The sequence below is a fragment of the Rathayibacter sp. PhB186 genome (assembly GCF_003751825.1).
GTDB classification, from domain to species: Bacteria; Actinomycetota; Actinomycetes; order Actinomycetales; family Microbacteriaceae; genus Rathayibacter; species Rathayibacter festucae.
Window position 1 is genome coordinate 1,557,557 of sequence record NZ_RJKO01000001.1, and the last position, 24,297, is coordinate 1,581,853.

Sequence of the window (24,297 nt, forward strand, 5' to 3'; positions counted from 1 at the left end):
ACTTTGCTAAAGTAGTCACGCGCTGTTCGCCTCCGGGTGAGCGGATGATCCTCGATAGCTCAATTGGCAGAGCAATCGGCTGTTAACCGGTAGGTTCTTGGTTCGAGTCCAAGTCGGGGAGCGAAGGGCCTGGGACTCCACTCCTGGGCCCTTTTTCGTGCCCTCGAGTCGGTCCTCCGGGCCCGGTCTCCGCGCCTCGTTCCCTGCGTGCTCACCGGTCCGCCGTGCTCCCTGCCACGACCCCGACCGGAGCCCCCATGCGCGACGACGTCCTCGACCTCCTCCGCCGCCGGCCCGACGTCGAGGCCCCCGACCTCGTCGCGGTCGACGCGAGCGACCGCCTCCTCCTCGACCTCGCCGCGGGGCACTCCCGGGTCGCCGTCGTCGGCGACGCCTACGGCGCGCTGACGCTGGCCCTCGCCGCCGACGGCGTGGCGGTCTCCTCCGCCCAGGACTCGATCGTCGCCGAGCGGGCCCTCGCCGCCAACGCCGAGGCGGTCCGCGCCGCCGGCATCGAGCTCGCGCCCTTCACGATCGCCGACTCGATCGCCGACGCGGCCGAGGGCGCCGAGATCGTGCTGCTGCGCCTCCCGCGCTCGCTCGACGCGCTGGCCGCCGTCGCGGCCGAGGTCGCGCTCGCGAACCCCGCCGCGCAGCTCATCGGCGCCGGGCGGATCAAGCACATGTCGCTCGGCATGAACGAGGTGCTGGCCCGCCGCTACGGGCGCATCGACGTCAGCCTCGCCCGGCAGAAGTCGCGGGCGCTGCTCGCGAGCGAGGCGAAGGCGGAGCAGCCCGCCGCCGCCGGTGCGGAGCGCCGCCGTCTCGAGGCGCACGGGCTCGAGGTCGTCGCGCTTCCCGGCGTCTTCGCCGGCGCCAAGCTCGACCTCGGCACCCGGGCGCTGCTCGCCGCGCTCGACCCGGCCGCGCTGCCCGGGGGAGTCGCGGTCGACCTCGGCTGCGGCTCCGGAGTGCTCGCCGCGTCGCTCGCGCTCGCCCGCCCGGACCTCGACGTGATCGCCACCGACAGCTCCCGCGCCGCCGTGGAGTCCGCCGGCGCCACCGCCGAGGCGAATGGCCTGGGCGACCGCATCCGGCTGCTCCGCGACGACAACGCCTCCACGCTCGCCGACGGCTCGGTCGACGTGGTGCTCTGCAACCCTCCGTTCCACTCCGACGGCGCGGTGACCGACCTCGTCGCGCGCCGGATGATCGCGGCCGCCGGCCGCATCCTCCGCCCCGGCGGCGAGCTGTGGACGGTCTTCAACTCGCACCTCGCGCACCCGGCCGAGCTGCGCCGCTCCGTCGGGCCGACCAAGATCATCGAGCGCAGCGCGAAGTTCACCGTCGCGCGCAGCCGCCGCGAGGGCTGACCGCTCGCCCGAGTCGGGCGAGCCGACCGCAAGCCCCCGCCGCGCCTCCGGCTCTCGCGCCCGCTCCCGGGTACCATCGCTCTCCGGCGTCCCCCCGCGCCGTTCCCTGATGCCCCGGAGGCCGTCGTGCTCGAAGTCGTCCTCGTCCTCGCCCTGATCGTCGCGGCGGGGGCGATCGTCCTGTGGCGCCGCTCCGCCGCCGCCGAGCACCGCGCGCTCGACAGCAGGGCCGAGGAGACGTCGCGCGCCGTCGCCCTCGAGCTGTCCGTCCGGGAGCAGGAGGCGCGGCTGCGCATCGTCGGCGAGCTCGAGCAGCTCGCCGTCCGCGCCGCGTCGAAGGTGGTCGAGGAGGCCGAGAGCGTGCGCCTCACCATCGACCGCGATCCCGCCGCCGCCTCGCGCTCCGCCGGGCGGGCCGTCAGCGCCGCGGAGGCGTCGCTCGCCCAGCTGCGCCGCATCGCGACGGTCGCCGCGGTCGATCCGCGCGAGCTCCCCGCGACCGGCGGGACGGACGCCCTCATCGAGAGCGCCCGCGAGCGCGGCCTGGTCGTGCAGGAGGAGACCTTCGGCGAGCCGTTCCCGCTGCAGGACGGCGCGGACGTCGCCGTGATGCGCGTCCTTGAGTACGCCTTCGACGAGGCCCTCGAGTCCGGCGGCACCGGCACCGAGCTGCGGATCACCTCCCGCTGGACCGCCACGGGCCTCCGCGTCGAGGTCGACGACGACCGCGAGCGCCACGCCGGCGCCGAGTCCGACGCGAGCGCCGTCGACGCCGACCTGCATGCGCTGACCGACCGGATCGACAGCCCGGCGCTCTCGGAGCTGCGCGAGCGGGCCGGCCTCTTCGGCGGCGACGTCGTCGAGAAGCGCACGCCCGGCGTCGGACGCAGCGTCACCGCCTCCTTCCCGACCGTGCGCCACCACAACGGCGTGCACGGCGTCGACCTGGCCTAGGCCAGGGAGCGCCGGCCCGGAATCGGAGCGGAGGCGGGGTGCCTCGGACGCTCAGTCCTCGAGGTGCTCGACGCCCGGGGTCCAGGAGACGCCGGGCACGCCCCAGCCGCGCTTGCGGGTGATCTTCGCGACGGGCTTGGCGTACTCGTGCTCGAGGCGGTCCGTGTAGAGGACGCCGTCGAGGTGGTCGAACTCGTGCTGGAAGACGCGGGCGAACCAGCCCTCCGCCTCGATCTCGATCGGCGTGCCGTCGAGGTCGACCGCGCGCAGGATCGCGCGCTCGGACCGCCGCAGTGGGAAGCGCTCGCCGGGGAACGACAGGCAGCCCTCGGACTCGGTGTCCTCGTCGGCCTCGCCGAGCGGCGTCGGCGTGACGAACAGCTCGGGGTTGATCGCGACACCGCGGCGGGGAGTGCCGTCGTCGGCCTCGTAGTCGTAGACGAAGAGCCGCAGCGGCACTCCGACCTGCGGTCCGGCCAGGCCGACGCCGGGCGCCGTGTCCATGGTCTCGAACATGTCCGCGACGAGCGTGCGGAGCGTGTCGTCGAACTCGGTGACGAGGGCGGCGGGGGAGTGCAGGACGGGGTCGCCGGCGATGCGGATGGGGAGGACGGCCATGGGGATCAGGGTATCGCGGGCCCTGCAGGCGGCCGTCCTGATCGTCATCCGCTGGTTAGCCGAGGTCCCCCGTGCGTCGGAGGATGCGCGGATCGAATCTGGGTAGGGTCGTGCTCATGCCCACTGATCTCACTGAATTGGCGGATCAGTTCACCCTCGATCCCGCGCAGTTCATCGGCATCCCGATCGCACTGGTCGGCGCGGTCTTCCTCTCGCTCGGTGCGCAGTTCCAGCACCGCGGAGTCGTCAAGGTCGAGCGGTTCTCCAAGCGCTCCGGCTCGAGCGGTCTGAGCGGCGGGCAGCTCTTCGCGCTGCTGTCGCGGCCGTCCTGGGTGATCGGCACGCTGATGCTGGCGCTCGCGATCGTCTTCCAGCTCACCAGCCTCGGCTTCTCGCCGCTCATCGTCGTCCAGCCGCTCGGCGCGGTCGCGCTCGTCATCACGGCGATCGTCAACGCCCGGGTGAGCAAGGTGCGGCTGAACGCGTCCTCGATCCGCGCGATCATGCTCTGCGTCGGCGGCGTCGGGGTCTTCGTGCTGGTGGCCGCCTTCAATGCGGTCGACGAGTCGATCCGGACGTCGCAGCTGATCACGATCCTGGTGATCCTCGCGGTCGTCATGACGATCTTCGTGATCGCCTTCCGCGTCTTCCGCAAGAAGGCCCGCGCGATCTTCTACATCCTCGGAGCCGGCGTCGTCTACGGCTTCGTCGCCACGCTCGCCAAGGTCGTCCTCAACCGGATCAAGTTCGGCGAGTTCGACCCGCTGACCGTCGTCTGCATCGTGGCGCTCCTGGCCGCGACCGCGCTCGGCGGCTACTTCGTGCAGAACGCCTACGCCTCCGGGCCGCCGGACCTCGTCGTGGCCGGCCTGACCGTCGTCGACCCGCTGGTGGCCGTGGCGATCGGCATCATCGTCCTCGGCGAGGCGCAGTACGCGGCGCCGTGGGCGATCCCGCTCTTCATCGCGGCGGGAGTGGTCGCCATCTGGGGCGTCTTCCTCCTCGCGAAGCACCACCCGCAGGCCCGCTGAGCCGCCCGACGCGAGGCGCCGCAATCCCGGGATCCGGCGCCCTCCCCGCCTACACTGGGACCGCTTCGAGACGCCGTGCACCCGCCCGAACCCACGCCGATCGCTCCTCTCCCTCGAGCGACACGACATCGTTAGGACCCACTCCGTGTCAGATCCCCGCGACGCGTCACGCCCCGAGTCGTCGACCGGCGACTCCGCTCCGGCGGACGCCGCCCGCCGCCCGCTGACCGTCGTGATCGGCTGCGACACCTTCGCGCCGGACGTCAACGGAGCCGCCAAGTTCGCCGAGCGCCTCGCCGCCGGCCTGCAGGCGCGCGGCCACGAGGTGCACGTCGTCGCCCCGTCCGCCGACGGCTGGAGCGGCACCCGCGTCGAGGACCACGAGGGCCAGCGGATCATCGTGCACCGCCTCTTCAGCCTCCGGTGGCCCCCGCACGACTGGCTGCGCTTCGCGATGCCGTGGCGCATCCGCCAGAACAGCGCGCGGATCCTCGACGAGGTGAAGCCCGACGTCGTGCACTTTCAGTCCCACGTCATCGTCGGCCGCGGCCTCGGTCAGGAGGCGGCCAAGCGCGGCATCCGCATCATCGGCACCAACCACTTCATGCCCGAGAACATGCTCGAGTTCACGCTCCTGCCCAAGGCCGCCCAGGCGAAGGCCGTGGCGATGGCCTGGCGGGCCGCCCGCCGCACCTTCGGCCGCGCGGAGGCCGTCACGACGCCGACCCGCAAGGCCGCGCAGTTCCTCGAAAAGTACACGGGGCTGCAGGGCGTGCACGCCATCTCCTGCGGCATCGACGCCGACAACTACACGCCCGACTTCACTCCGCGCACCGCCAACCGCATCCTCTTCGTGGGGCGCGTCACCGGCGAGAAGCACATCGACGTCCTGCTCCGCGCGGTCTCGCTGCTCGACCCCTCGCTGGATGCGCAGCTGGAGATCGTCGGCGGCGGCGACCAGATGCGCAACCTGCAGCAGCTCGCCACCACCCTCGGCATCGCCGACCGCGTCCACTTCACCGGCTACGTCTCCGACGCCGAGCTGAAGCAGGCGTACAGCCGGGCGACCGTCTTCGCGATGCCCTCCATCGCCGAGCTGCAGAGCATCGCGACCATGGAGGCGATGGCCTCGGCCCTTCCCGTGGTCGCCGCCGACGCGATGGCCCTCCCGCACCTCGTCCACGAGGGCGAGAACGGCCACCTCTTCGAGCCCGGCAGCGCGCAGGCCCTCGCCGACGGCCTCACCGACGTCCTGACGGCCGACCCCGAGCGCCTCGAGGCCTTCAAGCGCAGCTCGCTCCGCATCGTCGCTGCGCACGACATCAACCGCACGATCAGCACTTTCGAGAGCCTGTATCGTGGGGAGCCGGTGGCCGATCCGGCCGCCGACGCAGCGTCCGCTCCGGCAGGCCGAGCCGCCTCCTGACGGCCCGCCCCGCTCGCCTCGGGCGCCGCGGGGCGTTAGCTCAGCCGGTCAGAGCAGCGGACTCATAATCCGTCGGTCACGGGTTCAAGTCCCGTACGCCCTACTTCCGTCCCGTCCCCGTCGCGCCGCCGGCCCGCGCCTCGACTCCGCAAGAGTTGTCGTACTCGCACGCTGAGTACGACAATTCCTGCGCACTCGACGCGACCTCGCCGTCGGTCCCCGCCGCGAGTGCGCGAAAGTCGTCGTACTCGGACGGCGAGTGCGACGACTTCTGCGGACTGAGCGGAGAGGGGGCGTCAGGCGTCCGGGCGGGATTTCTTCAGGCGAGACTTCGCGGCGCGCTCGGTGAGGACGGACAGGTAGTCCTGGACCGGGCGGTCGGCGAGGGAGTCGAGCTCCTTCTGGACGGCCGACTCCACCTCGGCGGCGGGGCGGTCGGGGAAGCGGGTGCGCAGGCGCGCGGACACTTCGGAGACGATCTGGTCGAGGTTCACTTCAGCGGTCACGGGCGGATCTTCCTCCCCGTTGGTTAACGGATGGTGTTCCTTCTGCGTCGACCGCGTCGGCGCTAGCACGTCCGCCGCCCGGAAGCCCGTAGTGGCCGGTCTCCGTACGACGTGGTTCGCTGTTCTCGTGCCTGACCTCCCGATGTTCCCGCTCGGCTCCGTGCTGCTGCCGCACATGCCGCTCCCGCTCCGGCTGTTCGAGCCGCGGTATCTGCGGATGCTCGGCGACGTGCTCGAGGACGACACGCTCTCGTTCGGCGTCGTCCTCATCGAGCGCGGGCAGGAGGTCGGCGGCGGCGACCAGCGCTTCCCGATCGGCACGGTCGCGCGCATCCTGAACATCGACGGCGCCGAGTCGTTCGTCACCATCGACAGCGTCGGCGAGAACCGCTTCGAGGTCGTCCGCTGGTACGACGACGACCCGTATCCGAAGGCCGAGGTGCGCCCCGTCGCGCCGCTGGAGTGGGCGCCCGAGCACGAGGAGCTGCTGCGCTCCGCCGAATCGGCGGTGCGGACGGCGCTGGCGGTCGCGAGCGAGTTCGTCGAGCAGCGCTACGGCGCCGTCGTCGAGCTGGCCGAGGACCCGGCCGCGCACGCCTGGCAGCTCGCGGGAGTCGCTCCCGTGACCGAGCTCGACCGACTGGCGTTCCTGCGCAGCACCTCGATGGTGGAGCTGCTCGAGGCCGTGCGCGAGCGCTCGTCCGAGGCGACCGAGTCGTTCCGGGCCGGCTGGGCCTGATCGTCGCCTCGCGCTGATCTCCGTCAGCCGCTGACCCGGTGTCTCGCGCCGACCGCGAGGGCCCGCCTCATTCCTCGAGCGCGACTCCGCGCTCGGCGGCGAGCTTCGCCAGGTCGTCGACGACGACGAGCGCCATCCGCACCGAGCGGTCTCGCTGATACTCCTCGTCGTCCGCGTCGATCAGCGGCGCCCGGTCGAGGGTCTCCTCGATCGACTGCGACAGCTCGCGCCAGGCGTCCTGCCGAGCGTCGTCGACGAGCGAGGCCAGGTACTGCTCGTCCCGCGCGCGGTGGCGCAGGGAGTCGGCGACCGCGAGCGAGAGCCGCTCGCGGTGGTCGAGGTTGTCGATGTCGGCGGAGCGGTAGTCGTGCACGTGGTCGGAGCGGCCGCCGACCAGGGTCGCGTCCGCGGCGATGGCGCGCAGGCGCTCGGCCGCCGCCTCCGACTCGTCGGCGAGCTTCTCCAGTTCGGCGGCGGCGATGACGGAGTAGTGCCGGACGTCGAAGGGGACGCCCTCGGCCAGGCCGTCCATCAGCACGCGGTTCTTCACGGCCATCCGGCTCGCGTACTGGGCGAGCAGCAGGCCCTCCTCCGCGGCCTCCTCGACCGAGACGGGCTCGCGCGACGGGTTCTCGTCCGGGTCGTACGGCTCCATCTTGAACCTGCGTCGACGGCGGAACCACACGCGCGTCACCTGCACCCTCGGTTCGAGCGCCCCGCCCGCCGGAGCACCTCTTCGAGAATACCGGTCGGGCGGGCGCGATGGTCGGCCGGTCAGGCGTCCCGCCAGTCGTCCTGCAGCAGGTGCGAGCCGGCCTGCGGCCCCATCTGCAGCATGCCGCCGTCGACCGCGTAGGACGCTCCCGTGATGTAGGCGCCCGCGGGCGAGGCGAGGAGGGCGATCACGGCCGCGATCTCGCGCGCGTCGCCGGGGCGGCCGAGCGGGATGCCCGGGCGGTCGATGCTGTGCGGATCCACGTCCTCCGCGTCGTTCATCGGGGTCGCGATCTCGCCGGGCGCCAACGCGTTGGCGGTGATGCCGTAGCGGCCGAGCTCGAGGGCGGCGACCTTCAGCAGCCCGCCGAGTCCGTGCTTGGCGGCGACGTAGGCGCTCGCACCGACGCGGGGCTGGTGCTCGTGCACGCTCGTGACGCCGATGAGGCGTCCGCCGGTGCCCTGCTCGACCATGATGCGGGCGGCGCGCTGGAGGCCGACGAACGCTCCGTCGAGGTTCAGCGCGACGACCTCGCGCCAGCTGGCCAGGCTCTGCTCGAGGAAGGGCTCGCCGCCGCCCCCGCCCGCGTTGTTGACGAAGACGTCGAGTCCGCCGAGGCGCCGGGCGAGGTCGTCGATCACGTCGCGGACCCGATCGAGCTCGGTCGCATCGAGGCGGGCGACCTCGGCGCGGCGGCCGTGCGAGCGCACCTCCTCCGCGGTCTCCAGGGCGCCCTGCTCGTCGCTGTGCCAGGTGATGCCGACGTCCATGCCGGCCTCGGCGAGGGCGACGGCGGCGGCCCGGCCGACGCCGGAGTCCGAGGCCGTGACGACGGCGCGGGTGGGGCGGAAGTCGCGGGGTCCCTGGGTCATGACGTCTCCTTTTTCGAGGCGCGGCGCGTCTCCTCGATCACGATCCCAGCACCGGCGTCGCCCGGCCGGCAGACGCTTGACACGCCGGTCACCGCGGTCGCGGGCGTGGCGGATGTCCGGGCGAGGGCCCGGATCGAGTTGACTGTCCTGATGGACTCCCGACGCATCTCCGTCGTCGTCCCCGTCAAGGACGACGCCCGGCACCTCGAGCGTCTGCTCGCCCTCCTGGCCGAGCAGACCCTCGCCCCCTTCGAGATCGTCGTCGTCGACGACGGCAGCACCGATGACAGCGCGGACGTCGCCCGTGCAGCGGGCGCGCGGGTGATCGTGCACGGCGGGACCGGCATACCCGCCAGCACGGCGCACGGCTTCGACGAGGCGGAGGGCGACGTGCTCGCCCGGCTGGACGCCGACTCTCAGCCGGACCGGCACTGGCTCGCGCGGATCGCCGCGCACTTCGCCGACCCGGGCGTCGGAGCGGTGACCGGACCCGGCCGGTTCGTCGAGCTCGGCCCGGTCGCGCGGAACCTCGCCCGGATCGTCTACATGGACGCGTACTTCGTGCTGATGGGCTCCGCGCTGGCCAACTGGCCGCTCTTCGGCTCGAACTGCGCCGTCCGCCGCTCGGCCTGGCAGGAGATCGCGGGGGAGATGCACCGCGACGACCCCTACGTGCACGACGACGTCGAGATCAGCGTGCACCTGGGCCTGCGCCACCGGATCGTCTACGACCGCCACCTGGAGGTCGGCATCTCGGCGCGACCGTTCGGCGCCGCGGCCGACATGGTGCGGCGCCTCGACCGCGCCCTGCACACGCTGCGCCGGCACCCCGGGCTCGGCGACCCGGTGCAGCGCTGGATCCACCGCACCCGGCGCCGGCACGTCGAGCGGCTGAGGGCCCTCTCCGCCGCCCGCCGCGCTCCGCGCTAGGACTCCGCGGGGGTCGCGGCCGGAGCCTCGGCCGGTCGCGGGTCGTCCTTCGGCATCGCGCGGACCGCGAAGAGCATGCCGACGGCGAGCACCGTCAGTGCGATGCAGACGAAGCGGGTGCCGGCCGCGAGGCCCTCGGGCGTCGGATCGCCGCCACCGGCCTGGGCGTTGACGATCGCGCCGAACACCGCGACGGCGATCGCGCTGCCGATGTTGCGGGCGAAGAAGTTCGTCGAGGACACGACGCCGCGCTCGTTCCACTCGACGCTTGCCTGCGCGCGGATGAGGGTCGGCGTCGCGACCAGGCCCATCCCGGCGCCGATCAGCACGCAGAAGCCCGCGATCTCCCAGAGGCTCGACGAGGCGCCGAGGAGGATCGTCAGCCCGGTGCCGACCGTGACCAGCGCCGCGCCGAGGAAGGCCGTGCGGCGGAAGCCGATCCGCAGGTAGAGCCTGCCGGAGAGGCTCGCCGCGACCGGCCAGCCGATCGTCATCGCGGCGACCGCGAAGCCGGCGCCGAGGGCGGAGCTGCCGAGGACGCCCTGCGCGAAGGTCGGGAAGTAGGAGGTGACGCCGAGCGTGATCGCGCCGACCGTCACCGAGACGAGACTCGTCGAGAGCAGCACCCGCCGCGTGAGCACCCAGAGCGGCAGCACCGGGGCGACCGCCCGGCGCTCGATGGCCACGAAACCGGCGAAGGCGAGCGCCGCGGCGACGAAGACGCCGACGCCCGCGGGCGAGAGCCAGGGCCAGGCGTTGCCGCCCTCGAGCAGGCCGAGGATCAGCAGCGCGGTGCCGACGGCGAGCACCGAGGCGCCCGCGAGGTCGAGCGGGGTGCGCTCGCCGCGGGTGGTCTCGCGGAAGCTGCGGATCAGGAGGAAGGCCGCGAGCAGGCAGAGCGGGATGTTGACCAGGAAGATCCAGCGCCAGGCGCCCAGGTCCGACAGCACACCGCCGAGAGTGGGGCCGACGACCGAGGAGATGCCCCAGACGCTGGCGAGGTAGCCCTGGGTCTTCGCCCGCTCGGCGACCGTGTAGATGTCGCCGGCGATGGTGATGCCCATCGGCTGGATCGCCCCGGCGCCGAGGCCCTGCAGGGCGCGGAAGGCGATCAGCGCGGGCATGCTCCAGGCCAGGCCGCAGAGCAGCGAGCCGACGAGGAAGAGGCCGATCCCGATCAGCATGATGGGCTTCCGCCCGATCACGTCGGAGAGCTTGCCGTAGAGGGGGACGGAGACCGCCTGGGCGAGGAGGTAGATGGAGAACAGCCAGGGGAACTGCTCGAAGCCGCCGAGGTCCGCGACGATCGAGGGCACCGCGGTCGAGAGGATGGTCGCGTCGAGGGCGACCAGCGCGGTCGAGATCATCAGCGCCAGGAGGATCGGACCGCGCTCGGAGCGCAGTCCGACGCTCGCGCGCGTGGGGGAGTCGGTCATTCCGCTCACGCTATTGCAGAGCCGGGCGATGGAACGGGGGCTCGACGCACTCGGTAGACTGGCCCTATGGAACTCGTGCTCTGGCTCGTCGTAGCCGCCATCGCCGGTGTCGGCCTCGTCTCCGGAGTCGCGGCTCTGGTCGCCATGACGAAGGCGCCCTGGTCGGACAGCAAGTAGCGGTCCGACAGCGAGTAGCGGGGTCCGGGGTCGCACCCGCCCGCCCTCACTCGTAGCACCGCACCACGCTCCAGCACGGATCCGTCGAGGCGACGACGTCGAGCACGAACGCTCCGCCCGTCTCGAGATCGGTCGCCTGGAAGCGCCAGCCGCCGATGCTGACCGGCACGCCGCCGAACGTCGGCGGGAAGCCGTCGAGCGGCGCCCACCAGTCGCTGGTGCGCGTCCAGACCGTCGGACGGTCAGTCACCCGGTAGCTGGCGCCGCGCCATTCGAGTGCGACGGGCACTCCGTCACCGTCGGTCGCGACCATCGCCGTCTCCTCGATCACCGCCATCGTGGGTGCTCCCGCCTGCTCCTCTCGACCCGCCGGACTCGACTGGCCGTTCGAACATGTGTTCGATAGTCTGCGAGTGTACGCCGCGGCGCCCGTGCTCGACACGGCAGCGGATCGACCGGGCAGGAGGCGAGATGATCGAGTGGAGTCCCCTCCAGATGCTGCGCAGCAGCGGGCCCGACGAGTGGGTCATGGTGGACGCGATGCGGACCGGGCGGATCGGGCTGATCCGCAGGATCGAGACGGGACCCTACCGCGAGAGCTGGTTCCGGGCGGTCACCTGGGCCGCGGAGCCGGGCAAGCGGACGCTGGTGGGCTACTCGCGGTCGATGGAGACGATCGCGGCGACGCTGTGGGCGCATCAGCCGCTGACCGCGCAGGAGAAGCCGTTCCCGGGCTACCCGGCGTCGAGGCCGGCCGGGGCGCCCGCTTCATGAGTCTGGCGGCGGAGGCCGTCGTCCGAGCTCGCTCTGCCGCGGAGGAGAATGGCCGGATGCTCCTCGCGCTCACCGGTGGCCCCACGGGGCAGTGGCGGGCGGTCGTCGCGGACGGCTCGGGGGCCGAGGTCGGCGGCGGGCGCGGACCGGCCGAGCTGGCCGCCTTCGTCCGGGAGCGGGAGCCGGAGCGTCCGCGCTGGGTCTGGGACGACACCGCCCGCTGGTACCCGGCTCTCCTGGCCGAGGGCGTGCACGTCGCGCGCTGCCACGATCTCCGCCTCGCCCGGGCGATCCTCCGCCGTTCGGAGCAGACGGCGCGCTCGCCGCTCGCCCGCTCGGCTCCCGACGCGTGGGACGCCGGGGCCGCCGCCCCGGTCGCCGGCGACACGCTGCTCGGCTTCGAGGAGGCGCCCGCGGAGGCGGACGAGCTGGACCCGCTGGTCGAGCTCGCCCGGCAGGAGGAGGCGCTGGCTGCGGCCGCGCAGGGCGGGCGCCTGCGGCTCCTGCTCGCCGCGGAGTCGGTCGGCGCGCTGATCGCCCGCGAGATCGCCGCGGCCGGGCTGCCGTGGCGCGCCGACGTCCACGACCGCGTCCTCACCGACCTGCTCGGTCCGCGGCCGCGCTTCGGCGGACGGCCGGCCCGCCTCGAGGCACTGGCCGACGACATCCGCCGCGAGCTGGACGCGCCCGAGCTGAACCCCGACTCACCGGCGGACCTCCTGCGCGCGCTCCGCCGCGCCGGTCTGACCGTCGAGTCGACCCGCTCCTGGGAGCTGACCTCGATCGAGCATCCGGTGATCCCGCCGCTGCTGGAGTACAAGAAGCTCTCGCGCCTGCTCACCGCCAACGGCTGGGCCTGGCTCGACGCCTGGGTGCACGACGGGCGCTTCCGGCCGGAGTACGTCGTCGGCGGCGTCGTCACCGGCCGCTGGGCGACGTCGGGCGGGGGAGCGCTGCAGCTGCCGCGGCAGATCCGCGCCGCAGTGACCGCCGACGAGGGCTGGAAGCTGGTGGTCGCCGATGCGGCGCAGCTGGAGCCGCGCATCCTCGCCGCGCTGGCGGGCGACTCCGTGATGGCCGCGGCCGGGCGGGGCAAGGACCTCTACCAGGGCATCGTCGACGCGGGCGTCGTCCCGGACCGGCCGCGAGCCAAGGTCGCGATGCTCGGCGCGATGTACGGGGCGACCAGCGGCGAGGCCGGGCGGCTGCTCCCGCGGCTCACGCGCGCGTACCCCCTCTCCGTCGCGCACGTCGAAGCGGCTGCCCGCGCCGGCGAGCGGGGCGAGCGGGTGTCGACCCGGCTCGGACGCAGCTCACCGCCCGGCGACGTCGACGCCGGTGGTCAGCGCGCCCGCGACTGGGGGCGCTTCACCCGCAACTTCGTCGTGCAGGGCACGGCCGCCGAGTGGGCGCTCTGCTGGATGGGGGAGCTGCGGGCCCGGCTGCGCGCGGAGGGCGCGCTCGCGCACCTCGTCTACTTCCTGCACGATGAAGTGATCGTGCACGCGCCCGCGGAGGAGGCGGAGCGGGTCGCCGCGGTCGTTCGCGAGGCCGCCGTGCGCGCCGGGCGGGCGCTGTTCGGCGATCAGGACATCGACTTCCCGGTCACCGTCGCGATCGTCGACGCCTACGACGAGGCGAAGTGACGCGACTGCCCGACCGAGGCTCCGGTGCGGTGGCTCAGTACCAGTGCGGCGAGCGGTTGTTCCAGGCCGACCAGGCCGCGCACGGCGAGCCGTAGCGGTCGGAGATGTAGGCCAGACCCCAGTCGATCTGGGTCGCGGCGTTGGTCTGGTAGTCCGCGCCGTAGGTCGCCATCTTGCTCGCCGGCAGCGCCTGCGGGATGCCGTAGGCGCCCGAGGAGCGGTTCAGCGCGTTCCAGCGCCAGCCCGACTCGCCGTTCCAGAGCGGGATGAGGCAGCTGTCGGCCTGGTCCTGGCCCCAGCCGTGGACGCCCATGACGGAGCGCGCGTAGTTCTGCGCCTGCGCCGGCGACATGCCGTCGGTCCGGCCGGCGTAGCTGCCGAGCGCGGCGATGGTCTTCGCGCTGCTGTCCTTGCCGGACGCGTCGTCGTCGCCGAGCTCCACCGGGCCGCCGCCACCGCCTGTCGACGGGGCCGCGGGCGCCGCCGGTGCCGGAGCGGAGGGTGCGGACGGCGCCTTCGCGGCCTGCTGCCGCCGGGCCTCCGCCTCGGCGGCGAGGCGGGAGAGGCGCTCCTGCTCCTCGAACGCGGCCTTCGCCTCCTGACCGGTGGCGAACTCCTCCTCGAGCGCGGCCGTGGTGTTCTTCAGCGAGGCGAGCTGCTCGTAGAGCCCGGCGCTGTACTGCTCCTGGTCGGCGACCTTCGCGTCGGCCTCGGACTGCGCGGCCTGCGCCGTGGCGAGCGCGTCCTGCGCGGCGCTGACGAGGGAGAGCCGCTCCGTGCGCGCCTGCTCCGCCTGCTCGGCGAGGGAGGCGGCGGCGTTCTCGGTCGACTCGGCGTCGCTCTGGAGGCGGCTGGTCTGCAGGGTGAGCTGGCTCATGGTGCCGAGGCGGTAGAGCAGCTTGTCGGACTGATCGCCGCCGACCAGGAGGTTCAGCGTCGCGTCGGTGCCGCCGTTGCGGTAGAGCTGAGCGGCGAGCCGGCCTGCCTGCTCCTTCGCGGCGTCCGCGTCGGCACGGGCCGCGGCGGCGCGCTCCTCGAGGGCGGTCACGCGCTGGGTGGCCTCGTCGAGCGCGCTCTGAGCGGCGTCGGCCTCGGACGCGCGGGAGATGGCGGCGTCGGTGAGGGCGGCGGCCTGATCGCGCAGGTCGGCGAGGATCGCGGTGATGCGGTCGACCTCGGCGGCGGTCGCGGTCTCGCTCGACTTCGCGGCCTCGACGTCCGACCAGGACGGGTAGTCGGCCGGGTCGTAGGCGTTGGCCGCCATCGGCGCGGCCAGGGCGGCGCAGAGGACGAGGACCGTGCCCGCTCCGGCTGCGACGAGCCGTCGGCGCGCGGAGGTGGACACGCGGAGGCCGAGAGGCGAACGGATCATAGCCCCCACCCTAGGCGACGGCGCCCGCGCCTGTCTCGTGCCGGTCGTTCTGTGCGCTCAGCGGCCCGTCGGTCGCGGCGTCGTCCCGCGCCGCTGCCTTGCGCCCTCGCCGCGGGCGCTCGAGGGCGTAGCCGCGGACGGCCGCTCCGTCGCCCGCCCCGGCGAGCTCCTCCCTGGCGGCGTCGAGGAGCCGGCGCAGCGCGTCGTCGCGCACCAGCACCGCCCGTGCGGCGAGGCGGCGCTGCGGGTGCTCGTCGAGAGCCTCCTGCTCCTCGGGGAGCGTGCTCGCGTAGGCGTCGAGGACCGCATCGAGGTCGGCGTCGGAGAGGCTCGAGGCGAGGAGGATGCGATCGAGGACGTCGTCCCAGTCCTCCTCGGCGGACGCGCCCTCGCCGCTCAGCCAGGCGAGCGCCTCGGCGCGGCCCTCGTCGGTGAGCGCGTGCAGGGGGAGGCCGTCCTCCGTCGATCCCGCCGCCGCGACGAGGCCGCGCTCGCGCAGCCGGTCGAGCGTGGAGTAGATCTGCCCGACGTTGACGCGACGGCGGTGGGCCGCCCGATCGAGCAGCTCGGCGTGCAGCTGCAGCCCGTACGCGGGGCCGAGGGTGAGGAGAGCGAGCAGACCGTCGCGGACCGACACGGGGCTCCTCTCGAGCGGGTCGCGGGCCCGGAGCCGGGCGACGCCGCGGTTCGGGCGGACTTTCCCGAGTATAGGCAGGGGATCTGCGCGACCCGGCGGCGGGAGCGGCGAGGCGCCTTGTCGTGGCGCGGAGGGTCCTGCATAATCTCGACTGGTGGCTCGTCCACCGCACAAGAAGGCACTGCACGTCGCTCGTGGTCCAGGTCGTTGGGGAAGACGCACCAGGACGGACGGAGGACAGCGTGGTGACGCAACAGACTCGGGGTGTGCTCTTCGTGCACTCCGCCCCCCGCGCGCTCTGCCCCCATCTGGAATGGGGAGCGGGTCGCGCTCTCGGTCGTGCTGTGAACTTCGACTGGATCGAGCAGCCGGTGCAGCGCGGCGCCCAGCGCACCGAGTGCGCCTGGGAGGGACCGGTCGGCACCGGTGCGGCGATCGCCTCCGCGCTCCGCGGCTGGGCCGACGTCCGCTACGAGGTGACCGAGGACCCCTCTCCGGGCGTCGACGGCGGCCGCTGGATGCACACTCCCGAGCTGGGCGTCTTCTACGCGCAGACGGACAGCGCCGGCAACACCGTCGTCCCCGAGGACCGCATCCGCTCCGCCATGGAGAGCGCCGGCGCCGACCCCATCGAGCTGCACCGGGAGCTGCGCCTCGCCCTCGGCCAGGCCTGGGAGGACGAGCTCGAGCCGTTCCGCGCCGCCAGCGACTTCGCGCGGGTCATCTGGATGCACAGCGTCGGCTGAGCAGAGCGCTCAGCCGACGCTGTGCCGTGCCGATTTCTGCGCCGCTCCCTGCGCGGCGCAGCGCGGTCGGCTCGGGGAGGTGGTCGCGTTCTGCAGAGCGGGGTGCGAACGGCGACGGCGATTCGCTGGTACGCGAATCGCCGGATGCGCCTCGGGGCGCGCGGCGATACGGTGCGCGCGACTCTCTGAGGGGTGGGCGCACCCGGAGTGCTGCAGCGAGTGTCCGACGGAGCGAGCCGCAGGCGATGCGGTCTGGTTCCCAGGACTGTGGGCGAGGGCTTGCGGTGAACGACCGCCCTCGCGGCACGAGGCGTATCCGGCGATCCGCGTTCCAGCGGATCGCCGTCGCCGCACCGCACCGGCCCTGCGGAACGCGACCATGCAGGGAGCGGACGCGCCTGCGCCGCGCGCTGCGCGGCGCAGCCCGCGTTCCGCTCGGAGTGACGGGGCTACGCCCCGTTACACCGAGCGGAACGCGGCAACAGCATTGTGCCCCCCGAACCCGAAGGAGTTGGAGAGGGCGACGAGGGGCCCTGCTCCGAGGTCGCGCGGGCTGGTGACGACGTCGAGCGGGATCTGCGGGTCCTGCTCGAAGAGGTTGATGGTGGGCGGGGCGGTGCGCTCGTGCAGGGCGAGGACGGTGAAGATCGCCTCGAGGGCGCCGGTGCCGCCGAGGAGGTGGCCGGTGGCGGCCTTGGTGGCGGAGACGGCGATGTTCGGGAGGTGGTCGCCGAACACGCGGGCGAGGGCGCGGTACTCGGCGATGTCGCCGACGGGGGTGCTGGTCGCGTGGGCGTTGACGTGGGTGACGTCGGTGCGGGCGGCGCCGGCCTGCTCGAGAGCCTCGATCATGGCGCGGGCGGCGGCCGAGCCCTCGGGGTCGGGGGCGGTGATGTGGTACGAGTCGCTGGTGACGGCGCCGCCGGCGAGCTCGGCGTAGATGCGGGCGCCGCGGGCGAGCGCGTGCTCCTCGGTCTCGAGGACGAGGGTGGCGGCGCCCTCGCCGAGGACGAAGCCGTCGCGGGAGACGTCGTAGGGGCGGGAGGCGGTGGCCGGGTCGTCGTTGCGGCGCGAGAGGGCCTGCATCGAGGCGAAGGCGGCGAGGGGGAGCGGGTGGACGACCGACTCGGTGCCGCCGGCGATGACGACGTCGGCGAGGCCGCGCTGGAGGTGCTCGTAGGCGTTGGCGATCGCCTCGGTGCTGGACGCGCAGGCCGACACGTCGGTGCGGGCGTAGGCGCGGGAGGGGATCGACATGCTGATCGCGGCCGCGGCGGCGTTGGGCATGAGCATGGGGATGGTCATCGGGAGGACGCGGCGGGGGCCGCGCTCGCGGAGGGTGTCCCACGCGTCGATGAGGGTCCAGAGTCCGCCGATGCCGGTGGAGTAGTCGACGCCGACGCGCAGCGGGTCGACGTCGGTGATGCCGGAGTCGGCCCACGCCTCGCGGGCGGAGATGAGGGCGAACTGGCTGGAGGGGTCGAGGCGCTTGGCCTCGGGCCGGGGGAGGACCTCCTCCGGGCGCACCTTCGCCTGCGCGGCGAAGGTGACGGGGAGCTCGAGCTCGGTCACCCAGTCGGCCTGGATCGTGCTGACGCCGGACTCACCCGCGAGAAGGGCGTTCCAGGACTCGCGAGCGGTGCCGCCGAGGGGCGTGCTGGCTCCGATGCCGGTGACGACGATTTTCTTGGGACTCATGACGACGATCTCTGTTCCGTGACGGGTGGGTTCCGGGCGCACCCCGGCCGGGCTCAGGGCCCTGGCCGGGGTGTCCGCCGCGAGGACGGGAAGCGCGGTGCGCTGGTTACGCGGAGGCCTTGACGATGAAGGTGACCGCGTCGCCGACCGTCTTGAGGTTCTTGACCTCGTCGTCCGGGATCTTCACGTCGAACTTCTCCTCGGCGTTGACGACGATGGTCATCATCGAGATGGAGTCGATGTCGAGGTCGTCGGTGAACGACTTCTCCATCTCGACGGAATCGGTCGCGATGCCCGTCTCGTCGTTGACCAGTTCGGCCAGGCCGGCGAGGACTTCTTCGTTGGACAGTGCCATGGTTCTCTCCTTGAGGGGTGTTCGATCAGGGTGTTTCGACTCGGTGTACGTCGAGATCGAGGTGTTCGTCGTGTGACCGTAGGTCAGTTTAGGGGTGGGCCTGCGCCCCCTAAGGGAGCACCACGACCTGCGCGCCGAAGACGAGTCCGGCGCCGAAGCCGATCTGCAGGGCGAGTCCGCCGCTGAGCTCGGGGTGCTCCTCGAGCAGGCGGTGGGTCGCGAGCGGGATGGAGGCGGCCGAGGTGTTGCCGGTCGTCTCGATGTCGCGGCCGATGGTCACGGTCTCGGGCAGCTTCAGCTGCTTGGCGAGCTCGTCGATGATGCGCATGTTCGCCTGGTGCGGGATGAAAGCGGCGAGGTCCTCGGGCGCGACGCCCGCCTCGGCCAGCGCCTGCTTGGCGACCTTGGCCATCTCCCAGACCGCCCAGCGGAAGACGGAGGGGCCGTCCTGGCGCAGCGTCGGCCACTCGGCGACGCCGTCGCGGTAGGCGGCGAGCGGGTTGTCCATCCCGACGGTGTCCCACTTCGAGCCGTCGGAGCCCCAGACGGTCTTCGAGATGCCGGCGGTATCGCTCGGGCCGACGATCGCGGCGCCGGCGCCGTCGCCGAGGAGGAAGGAGATGCTGCGGTCGGTCGACTTCACGATGTCGGAGAGCTTCTCGGCGCCGACGACGAGGACGTACTCGGCGAGGCCGGAGCGGACGAACGAGTCGGCCTGGGCGATGCCGTAGGTGTACCCGGCGCAGGCGGCGGAGATGTCGTAGGCGGGTGCCGGGTTCGCGCCGATCCGATCGGCGAGGAGCGCCGCCAGCGACGGGGTCTGCACGGTGTTGCTGATGGTGGAGACCAGCACGAGGCCGATCTGGTCGGCGCGGATCCCGGCCTTCTCGATCGCCTCGAGCGAGGCGGTCGTCGCGAGGTCGACGGCCTGGATCTCGGAGGAGGCGCGGCGGCGCTCGACGATGCCGGTGCGCTGGCGGATCCACTCGTCGGAGGAGTTGATCGGGCCGACGAGGTCGTCGTTCGGGACGACGAGGTCGCCGCGGGCCGCGCCGATGCCGAGGATGCGGGTGTACTGGCTGCCGCTGGACTGGGTGAGGGAAGGGGTCGTCATGGGTCTCTCCTGCTAGGCGGCGTGCTCGTCGATGAAGGCGCGGGCGGCGTCGAGGTCGTCGGGGGTCTTGATCGCGAGGGTCGGGAGTCCCTTGAGGCCGCGCTTGGCGAGGCCGACGAGGGCGCCGGCGGGGGCCAGCTCGATCAGGCCGGTGACGCCCGCCTCGGCGAAGGCCGCCATGCAGAGGTCCCAGCGGACGGGCGAGGCGACCTGGCCGACGAGCAGCTCCAGGAAGCGGGAGCCGCTGTCGACGACGGAGCCGTCGTTGTTCGTCCAGAGGCGCAGCGTCGGGTCGGCCGGGGTGATCGAGGCGGCGACGCCGGCGAGGGCGTCGCGGGCCGGCGCCATGTAGCGGGTGTGGAAGGCGCCGGCGACCTGGAGCGGGACGACGCGGGTGCCGCGGAGGGGCTCGTCCTTCAGCGCCTGGAGGGCGTCGACCGCGCCGGCGACGACGATCTGGCCGCCGCCGTTGTAGTTGGCCGGCTCGAGGCCGAGCTCGTCGAGGCGGGCGAGGAGCGCCTCCTCGTCGCCGCCGAGGACGGCGCTCATCGCGGTGGGGGTCGCGGCGGCCGCGGCGGCCATGGCGCGGGCGCGCTCGCGGACGAAGACGAGGGCGTCGGGCTCGGAGAGGACGCCGGCTCCGGCCGCTGCGGTGATCTCGCCGACCGAGTGGCCGGCGATGCCCGCGATGCGCTCGCGGCGGCCGCCCTCGAGCAGTGCGGCCAGGCTGACCAGCCCGGCGGAGACGATCAGCGGCTGGGCGATCGCGGTGTCGCGGATCGTGTCCGCGTCCGAGACGGTGCCGTGGGCGGCGAGGTCGATGCCGACCGCCTCCGAGTGGGCGGCGACCTGCTCGGCCACCGAGGGGACGGCGAGCCACGGCTCGAGGAATCCGGGGGTCTGGGAGCCCTGACCCGGGGCGACGACGACGATCACGCTTTCAGTCTTCCGATCCGCGCCGGTTCGTGCGGCGCTCTGAGGTACTGACAAACCACAAAGAGCTTGTGGCGGTTCTACAACGGGGTGCGAGGAGGGGTGCGGCTCACTTGCGGGTCGGACGGCGGCGGACCGCTCCGTCCGAGTCGCTCATCGAGCCGAGGATGAGGGCCGACTGGAGGATGAGCGCCTCGCGAGCGCCCGTCGCGTCCCAGCCGATCACCTCCGCCACCCGCTTCAGGCGGTAGCGGACGGTGTTGGGGTGCACGAAGAGCTCGCGGGCCGTCGCCTCCAGCGAGCGGCCGTTGTCCAGGTAGGCCCACAGCGTGGTGAGCAGCTCGGTCGAGTGCTTCTGCAGCGGCTTGTAGATCTGGGTGATCAGGCTGTGCCGGGCGAGGGGATCGCCGGCGAGCGCGCGCTCGGGGAGGAGGTCGTCGGCGTTCACCGGCCGCGGGGCGTTGCGCCAGGAGCGCGCGACCGCGAAGCCGGCCAGGGCGGCGCGGGCGCTGCGCGAGGCCTCGACGAGCGTCGGCACCTCGTGGCCGAGGACCAGGTGACCGGAGCCGAAGCCCGGCTCGAGCGCGTTCGCGATCTCGAGGAAGGCGACTGGCGGGCCGGTCTCCTCCGTCGCGTTCTCGCTCGGCTCGGCGCGGCCGATCACCAGCACGAGCCGGCTGCCCTGCACGCCGATCAGCACGTCGGCGCTCATGTGCCGGGCGGTGCGGCGGAGCTGGTCGACGTCGAGCATCTTCGGCGCGGTGCCCACGAGCACCGCGACCTCGCCGTGGCCGTGCCAGCCGAGGGCCGCGATGCGGCTCGGCAGCTCGTCGTCGGCCTCGCCCGTGAGGATCGAGTCGACGACGAGCGCCTCGAGCCGGGCGTCCCAGAGGCCGCGCGCCTCGGCCGCCCGGGCGTAGACGTCGGCCGCGGCGAAGGCGATCTCGCGCGAGTAGAGCAGGATCGCCTCGCGCAGGTCCTCGCCGCGGTTGGTGATCCGCTCCTCGACGACCTCGACGGTGACCTTGATCAGCTGGAGGGTCTGGGTCAGCGAGACGGAGCGGAGCAGCTCGCGGGGAGCCGCTCCGAAGACGTCGGCGGCGATCCACGGCGTCGCCGACGGGTCGTCGAACCAGGAGATGAACGAGGTGATGCCGGCCTGCGCGACCATGCCCACCGCGGAGCGGCGGCCCGGGGGCATGCTGCCGTACCAGGGCAGCGTGTCCTCGAGCTTCTTGATGGTCTGCGTGGACAGCTCGCCCGAGAGGGTCCGCAGCCAGGCGAGGGTCTGCTCCTTCGTGCGCGGAGCGCCCGGCCGGGTGGCCGGACGCTCCGCGGAAGGGGCGGTTCCCCGCGTCGTCGACTGCGCGTCGTCGGAGGAGAGCACCGAGCCGTCCGTCAGTTATCGCCGCCGGCGTTGCCGGTGGTGCCGGCGTTCACGTCGTGGAGGCTGTACTTCTGGATCGCCTGGGCGGAGAGCGAGGGGTCGACCTCGCCGCGCTTGGCGAGCAGCTGCAGCGTGCGCACCACGACCGACGGTCCGTCGATCTTGAAGTGGCGACGTGCGGCGGCGCGGGTGTCCGAGAAGCCGAAGTCGTCCGCTCCGAGCGTCGCGAAGTCGCCCGGGATGAACTGCCGCAGCTGGTCCGGCACCTGGTGCGAGAAGTCCGAGACGGCGACGAAGGGGCCCTTCGCGTCGGCGAGCGTCTGCGTGACGTAGGGGACCTGCGCCTCGTCCTCGGGGTAGAGGAAGTTGTGGTGCTCGGCGTTGATGCCGTCGCGCCGCAGCTCGTTCCACGAGGTGACCGACCAGACGTCGGCCGACACTCCCCAGTCCTCGGCGAGGAGCTTCTGCGCCTCGATCGCCCACGGCACGGCGACGCCGGACGCGAGCAGCTGGGCCTTCGGGCCGTCCCACTGACCCCAGGAGACGCGGTGGATGCCGCGGACGATGCCGTCCACGTCCACGTCCTCGGGCTCCTTCGGGTGCACGATCGGCTCGTTGTAGACCGTCACGTAGTACATGACGTTCGGGTCCGGGTGCTTCCCGCCGTACATCCGCTCGAGACCGGACTGCACGATGTGCGCGATCTCGTAGCTGTACGCCGGGTCGTAGCTGACGACGGCCGGGTTCGTGGCGGCGAGGATCGGCGAGTGGCCGTCCGCGTGCTGGAGGCCCTCACCGGTCAGCGTGGTGCGACCGGCGGTCGCCGCGATCATGAAGCCGCGGGCCATCATGTCGCCCGCCGCCCAGATCGCGTCCGCCGTGCGCTGGAAGCCGAACATCGAGTAGAAGACGTAGACCGGGATGAGCGGCTCGCCCTGCGTCGAGTAGGACGTGCCGACCGCGGTGAACGCCGCGAGCGCGCCCGCCTCGTTGATGCCGACGTGCAGGATCTGACCCTGCGGGCTCTCCTTGTAGGCCAGGAGCAGCTCGCGGTCGACCGACGTGTAGTGCTGGCCGCGCGGGTTGTAGATCTTCGCGTTCGGGAAGAACGCGTCCATGCCGAAGGTGCGGGCCTCGTCGGGGATGATCGGGACGACGCGGTTGCCGAAGTCCTTCGAGCGCAGGATGTCCTTCAGGATGCGGACGAACGCCATGGTGGTGGCGATCTCCTGCGTCCCGGAGCCCTTCTTGCCGATCTTGTAGGCCGAGTCGTCCGGCAGCGAGAGCTGGGTGTACTTCGACCGGCGCTCGGGCAGGTAGCCGCCGAGCGCGCGGCGGCGCTCCTGCATGTACTCGATCGCCTCGTCGCCCTGACCGGGGTGGTAGTACGGCGGGAGGTAGGGGTTCTCCTCGAGCTGCGCATCCGTGATCGGGATCCGCATGGTGTCGCGGAAGCCCTTCAGGTTGTCGAGCGTCATCTTCTTCATCTGGTGGGTCGCGTTGCGGCCCTCGAAGCTGCGGCCGAGACCGTAGCCCTTGATGGTGTGGGCGAGGATGACGGTCGGCTGGCCCTTGTGCTCCGTCGCGGCCTTCATCGCGGCGTAGATCTTGCGGTAGTCGTGACCACCGCGGCGCAGGCCCCAGATCTGCTCGTCGCTGTAGTCCTCGACGAGCTTCTTGGCGCGCTCGTCGCGGCCGAAGAAGTTCTCGCGGACGTAGGCGCCGTCCTCGGTCTTGAAGGTCTGGAAGTCGCCGTCGGGCGTCTTGTTCATCAGGTCGAGCAGCGCGCCCTCGGTGTCGCGGGCGAGCAGGTCGTCCCACTCGCGGCCCCAGATGAGCTTGATGACGTTCCAGCCGGCGCCACGGAAGAACGACTCCAGCTCCTGGACGATCTTGCCGTTGCCGCGGACCGGGCCGTCGAGGCGCTGCAGGTTGCAGTTGATGATGAAGTTGAGGTTGTCGAGGCCGTCGTTCGCGGCGACCTGGAGCTGACCGCGCGACTCGACCTCGTCCATCTCGCCGTCGCCGAGGAACGCCCAGACCTGCTGGTCGGAGGCGTCCTTGATGCCGCGGTTGGTGAGGTACTTGTTCGCCTGCGCCTGGTAGATCGCGTTGATCGGGCCGAGGCCCATCGACACGGTCGGGAACTGCCAGAACTCCGGCATGAGGCGCGGGTGCGGGTAGCTGGAGAGTCCGCCGCCCTGGTGCGACTTCTCCTGGCGGAACCCGTCGAGCTGGTGCTCGCTCAGGCGTCCCTCGAGGAAGGCGCGCGCGTAGGGGCCGGGGGAGGCGTGGCCCTGGATGAAGATCTGGTCGCCGCCGCCCGGGTGGTCCTGGCCGCGGAAGAAGTGGTTGAAGCCGACCTCGTAGAGCGAGGCGCTCGACGCGTAGGTCGAGATGTGCCCGCCGACGCCGATGCCGGGGCGCTGCGCGCGGTGCACGAGGATGGCCGCGTTCCAGCGGATCCAGGCGCGGTAGCGGCGCTCGACGTCCTCGTCGCCGGGGAAGTCGGGCTCGTTCTCGGCCGCGATGGTGTTGATGTAGTCCGTCGTCGGCACCATCGGAACGCCGAGGTGCAGCTCCTTGGAGCGCTTGAGGAGGCTGAGCATGACGTCGCGTCCGCGACCGGCACCCCGCTCCTCGACGAGCGCGTCCAGCGACTCGTTCCACTCCGACGTTTCCTCGGGATCCGAGTCGACGTGTCCGACGGAATACGGGTCCTGATCGTTAACAGTCACCCTCGACCTCTCTCTGGGGGCAGATCGTGCCCGAGACATCACTCTCATGAAGCGGTGCGGATCCGCGCGCAGGACCCTCGGATGACGAGGAGCGCGCGGGCACCCGTGCAAGCCTAGCGA

At 72.5% G+C, this 24,297-nt stretch carries 23 protein-coding genes and 2 tRNA genes; 11 read left to right on the forward strand and 14 right to left on the reverse strand.

The features are described 5' to 3' along the window. The first annotated feature begins 48 nt into the window (after window positions 1-48). The 3 genes from EDF45_RS07255 to EDF45_RS07265 all read left to right on the forward strand — a co-directional run bounded on the left by EDF45_RS07255 (window position 49) and on the right by EDF45_RS07265 (window position 2,327). Window positions 49-121, forward strand: a tRNA-Asn gene (locus tag EDF45_RS07255). 136 nt (window positions 122-257) lie between these two features. Then, window positions 258-1,373 carry a class I SAM-dependent methyltransferase gene (locus EDF45_RS07260; RefSeq protein ID WP_123735470.1) on the forward strand — a complete coding sequence of 372 codons (1,116 nt, stop codon included), beginning with the start codon at window positions 258-260 and terminating at the stop codon, window positions 1,371-1,373. A 126-nt stretch (window positions 1,374-1,499) separates the two neighbouring features. Next, window positions 1,500-2,327 (forward strand): hypothetical protein, encoded by an 828-nt coding sequence (locus EDF45_RS07265; RefSeq protein WP_123735471.1) that lies wholly within the window; start codon window positions 1,500-1,502, stop codon window positions 2,325-2,327. A gap of 51 nt (window positions 2,328-2,378) precedes the next feature. On the opposite strand, the gene def is transcribed toward EDF45_RS07265, so the two are convergent. Next, a complete protein-coding gene (gene def, locus EDF45_RS07270; protein WP_207901817.1) occupies window positions 2,379-2,945 on the reverse strand; it encodes a peptide deformylase in 567 nt (188 codons plus the stop codon). A gap of 116 nt (window positions 2,946-3,061) precedes the next feature. Between def and EDF45_RS07275 the strand changes: the two genes are divergently transcribed. The 3 genes from EDF45_RS07275 to EDF45_RS07285 all read left to right on the forward strand — a co-directional run bounded on the left by EDF45_RS07275 (window position 3,062) and on the right by EDF45_RS07285 (window position 5,505). Further along, complete coding sequence (locus EDF45_RS07275; RefSeq protein WP_123735628.1) at window positions 3,062-3,976, forward strand: DMT family transporter; 915 nt, start codon at window positions 3,062-3,064, stop codon at window positions 3,974-3,976. Between the two features lie 145 nt (window positions 3,977-4,121). Next, complete coding sequence (locus EDF45_RS07280; RefSeq protein WP_374204758.1) at window positions 4,122-5,402, forward strand: glycosyltransferase; 1,281 nt, start codon at window positions 4,122-4,124, stop codon at window positions 5,400-5,402. A gap of 29 nt (window positions 5,403-5,431) precedes the next feature. Then, window positions 5,432-5,505, forward strand: a tRNA-Ile gene (locus tag EDF45_RS07285). A gap of 193 nt (window positions 5,506-5,698) precedes the next feature. On the opposite strand, the gene EDF45_RS07290 is transcribed toward EDF45_RS07285, so the two are convergent. Beyond that, complete coding sequence (locus EDF45_RS07290) at window positions 5,699-5,908, reverse strand: three-helix bundle dimerization domain-containing protein (protein WP_132437785.1); 210 nt, start codon at window positions 5,906-5,908, stop codon at window positions 5,699-5,701. Between the two features lie 127 nt (window positions 5,909-6,035). Between EDF45_RS07290 and EDF45_RS07295 the strand changes: the two genes are divergently transcribed. Further along, a complete protein-coding gene (locus EDF45_RS07295) occupies window positions 6,036-6,647 on the forward strand; it encodes an LON peptidase substrate-binding domain-containing protein (protein WP_243581747.1) in 612 nt (203 codons plus the stop codon). Between the two features lie 67 nt (window positions 6,648-6,714). On the opposite strand, the gene EDF45_RS07300 is transcribed toward EDF45_RS07295, so the two are convergent. Together EDF45_RS07300 and EDF45_RS07305 are read right to left on the reverse strand one after the other, a co-directional pair. Further along, window positions 6,715-7,341: a hypothetical protein gene (locus EDF45_RS07300; RefSeq protein ID WP_148076885.1), complete on the reverse strand. Its 627-nt coding sequence runs from the start codon at window positions 7,339-7,341 to the stop codon at window positions 6,715-6,717. 80 nt (window positions 7,342-7,421) lie between these two features. Further along, a complete protein-coding gene (locus EDF45_RS07305; RefSeq protein WP_123735473.1) occupies window positions 7,422-8,234 on the reverse strand; it encodes an SDR family oxidoreductase in 813 nt (270 codons plus the stop codon). A gap of 150 nt (window positions 8,235-8,384) precedes the next feature. Here EDF45_RS07305 and EDF45_RS07310 point away from each other — a divergent pair, with 150 nt between their 5' ends. Further along, window positions 8,385-9,164 carry a glycosyltransferase family 2 protein gene (locus EDF45_RS07310; RefSeq protein ID WP_123735474.1) on the forward strand — a complete coding sequence of 260 codons (780 nt, stop codon included), beginning with the start codon at window positions 8,385-8,387 and terminating at the stop codon, window positions 9,162-9,164. Here EDF45_RS07310 and EDF45_RS07315 read toward each other — a convergent pair. Both EDF45_RS07315 and EDF45_RS07320 read right to left on the reverse strand, forming a co-directional pair. After that, a complete protein-coding gene (locus EDF45_RS07315) occupies window positions 9,161-10,600 on the reverse strand; it encodes an MDR family MFS transporter (protein ID WP_123735475.1) in 1,440 nt (479 codons plus the stop codon). The two genes, EDF45_RS07310 and EDF45_RS07315, sit on opposite strands and share 4 nt — an antisense overlap. A 223-nt stretch (window positions 10,601-10,823) precedes the next feature. Further along, on the reverse strand, window positions 10,824-11,090 hold the full coding sequence (locus EDF45_RS07320; RefSeq protein WP_243581743.1) for a hypothetical protein: 267 nt from the start codon (window positions 11,088-11,090) through the stop codon (window positions 10,824-10,826). Between the two features lie 158 nt (window positions 11,091-11,248). Between EDF45_RS07320 and EDF45_RS07325 the strand changes: the two genes are divergently transcribed. Continuing rightward, window positions 11,249-11,551, forward strand: a complete 303-nt coding sequence (locus tag EDF45_RS07325) for a hypothetical protein (RefSeq protein ID WP_123735477.1) — start codon at window positions 11,249-11,251, stop codon at window positions 11,549-11,551. A 56-nt stretch (window positions 11,552-11,607) separates the two neighbouring features. Next, a complete protein-coding gene (locus tag EDF45_RS07330) occupies window positions 11,608-13,197 on the forward strand; it encodes a bifunctional 3'-5' exonuclease/DNA polymerase (RefSeq protein ID WP_123735478.1) in 1,590 nt (529 codons plus the stop codon). Window positions 13,198-13,231: 34 nt separating this feature from the next. Here the strand turns inward: EDF45_RS07330 and EDF45_RS07335 are convergent, their stop codons facing one another. Both EDF45_RS07335 and EDF45_RS07340 read right to left on the reverse strand, forming a co-directional pair. Beyond that, window positions 13,232-14,569: a hypothetical protein gene (locus EDF45_RS07335; RefSeq protein ID WP_123735479.1), complete on the reverse strand. Its 1,338-nt coding sequence runs from the start codon at window positions 14,567-14,569 to the stop codon at window positions 13,232-13,234. A 10-nt stretch (window positions 14,570-14,579) separates the two neighbouring features. Then, window positions 14,580-15,206 carry a PadR family transcriptional regulator gene (locus tag EDF45_RS07340; RefSeq protein WP_165909161.1) on the reverse strand — a complete coding sequence of 209 codons (627 nt, stop codon included), beginning with the start codon at window positions 15,204-15,206 and terminating at the stop codon, window positions 14,580-14,582. 266 nt (window positions 15,207-15,472) lie between these two features. Between EDF45_RS07340 and EDF45_RS07345 the strand changes: the two genes are divergently transcribed. Then, a complete protein-coding gene (locus tag EDF45_RS07345) occupies window positions 15,473-15,952 on the forward strand; it encodes a DUF3145 domain-containing protein (protein ID WP_123735481.1) in 480 nt (159 codons plus the stop codon). A gap of 459 nt (window positions 15,953-16,411) precedes the next feature. Here EDF45_RS07345 and EDF45_RS07350 read toward each other — a convergent pair whose 3' ends face one another. The 6 genes from EDF45_RS07350 to aceE all read right to left on the reverse strand — a co-directional run bounded on the left by EDF45_RS07350 (window position 16,412) and on the right by aceE (window position 24,177). Continuing rightward, window positions 16,412-17,650 (reverse strand): beta-ketoacyl synthase, encoded by a 1,239-nt coding sequence (locus EDF45_RS07350; RefSeq protein WP_123703161.1) that lies wholly within the window; start codon window positions 17,648-17,650, stop codon window positions 16,412-16,414. 106 nt (window positions 17,651-17,756) lie between these two features. Then, on the reverse strand, window positions 17,757-18,005 hold the full coding sequence (locus EDF45_RS07355) for an acyl carrier protein (RefSeq protein WP_123445660.1): 249 nt from the start codon (window positions 18,003-18,005) through the stop codon (window positions 17,757-17,759). A 109-nt stretch (window positions 18,006-18,114) separates the two neighbouring features. Further along, window positions 18,115-19,119, reverse strand: a complete 1,005-nt coding sequence (locus EDF45_RS07360) for a beta-ketoacyl-ACP synthase III (protein ID WP_123445661.1) — start codon at window positions 19,117-19,119, stop codon at window positions 18,115-18,117. A 12-nt stretch (window positions 19,120-19,131) separates the two neighbouring features. Continuing rightward, window positions 19,132-20,055: an ACP S-malonyltransferase gene (locus EDF45_RS07365; RefSeq protein ID WP_123735482.1), complete on the reverse strand. Its 924-nt coding sequence runs from the start codon at window positions 20,053-20,055 to the stop codon at window positions 19,132-19,134. A gap of 106 nt (window positions 20,056-20,161) precedes the next feature. Continuing rightward, window positions 20,162-21,328, reverse strand: coding sequence for a CdaR family transcriptional regulator (locus EDF45_RS07370; RefSeq protein ID WP_185020125.1), 1,167 nt, complete (start codon window positions 21,326-21,328; stop codon window positions 20,162-20,164). Between the two features lie 122 nt (window positions 21,329-21,450). After that, on the reverse strand, window positions 21,451-24,177 hold the full coding sequence (gene aceE / locus EDF45_RS07375; RefSeq protein WP_123735484.1) for a pyruvate dehydrogenase (acetyl-transferring), homodimeric type: 2,727 nt from the start codon (window positions 24,175-24,177) through the stop codon (window positions 21,451-21,453). Window positions 24,178-24,297: the final 120 nt, after the last annotated feature.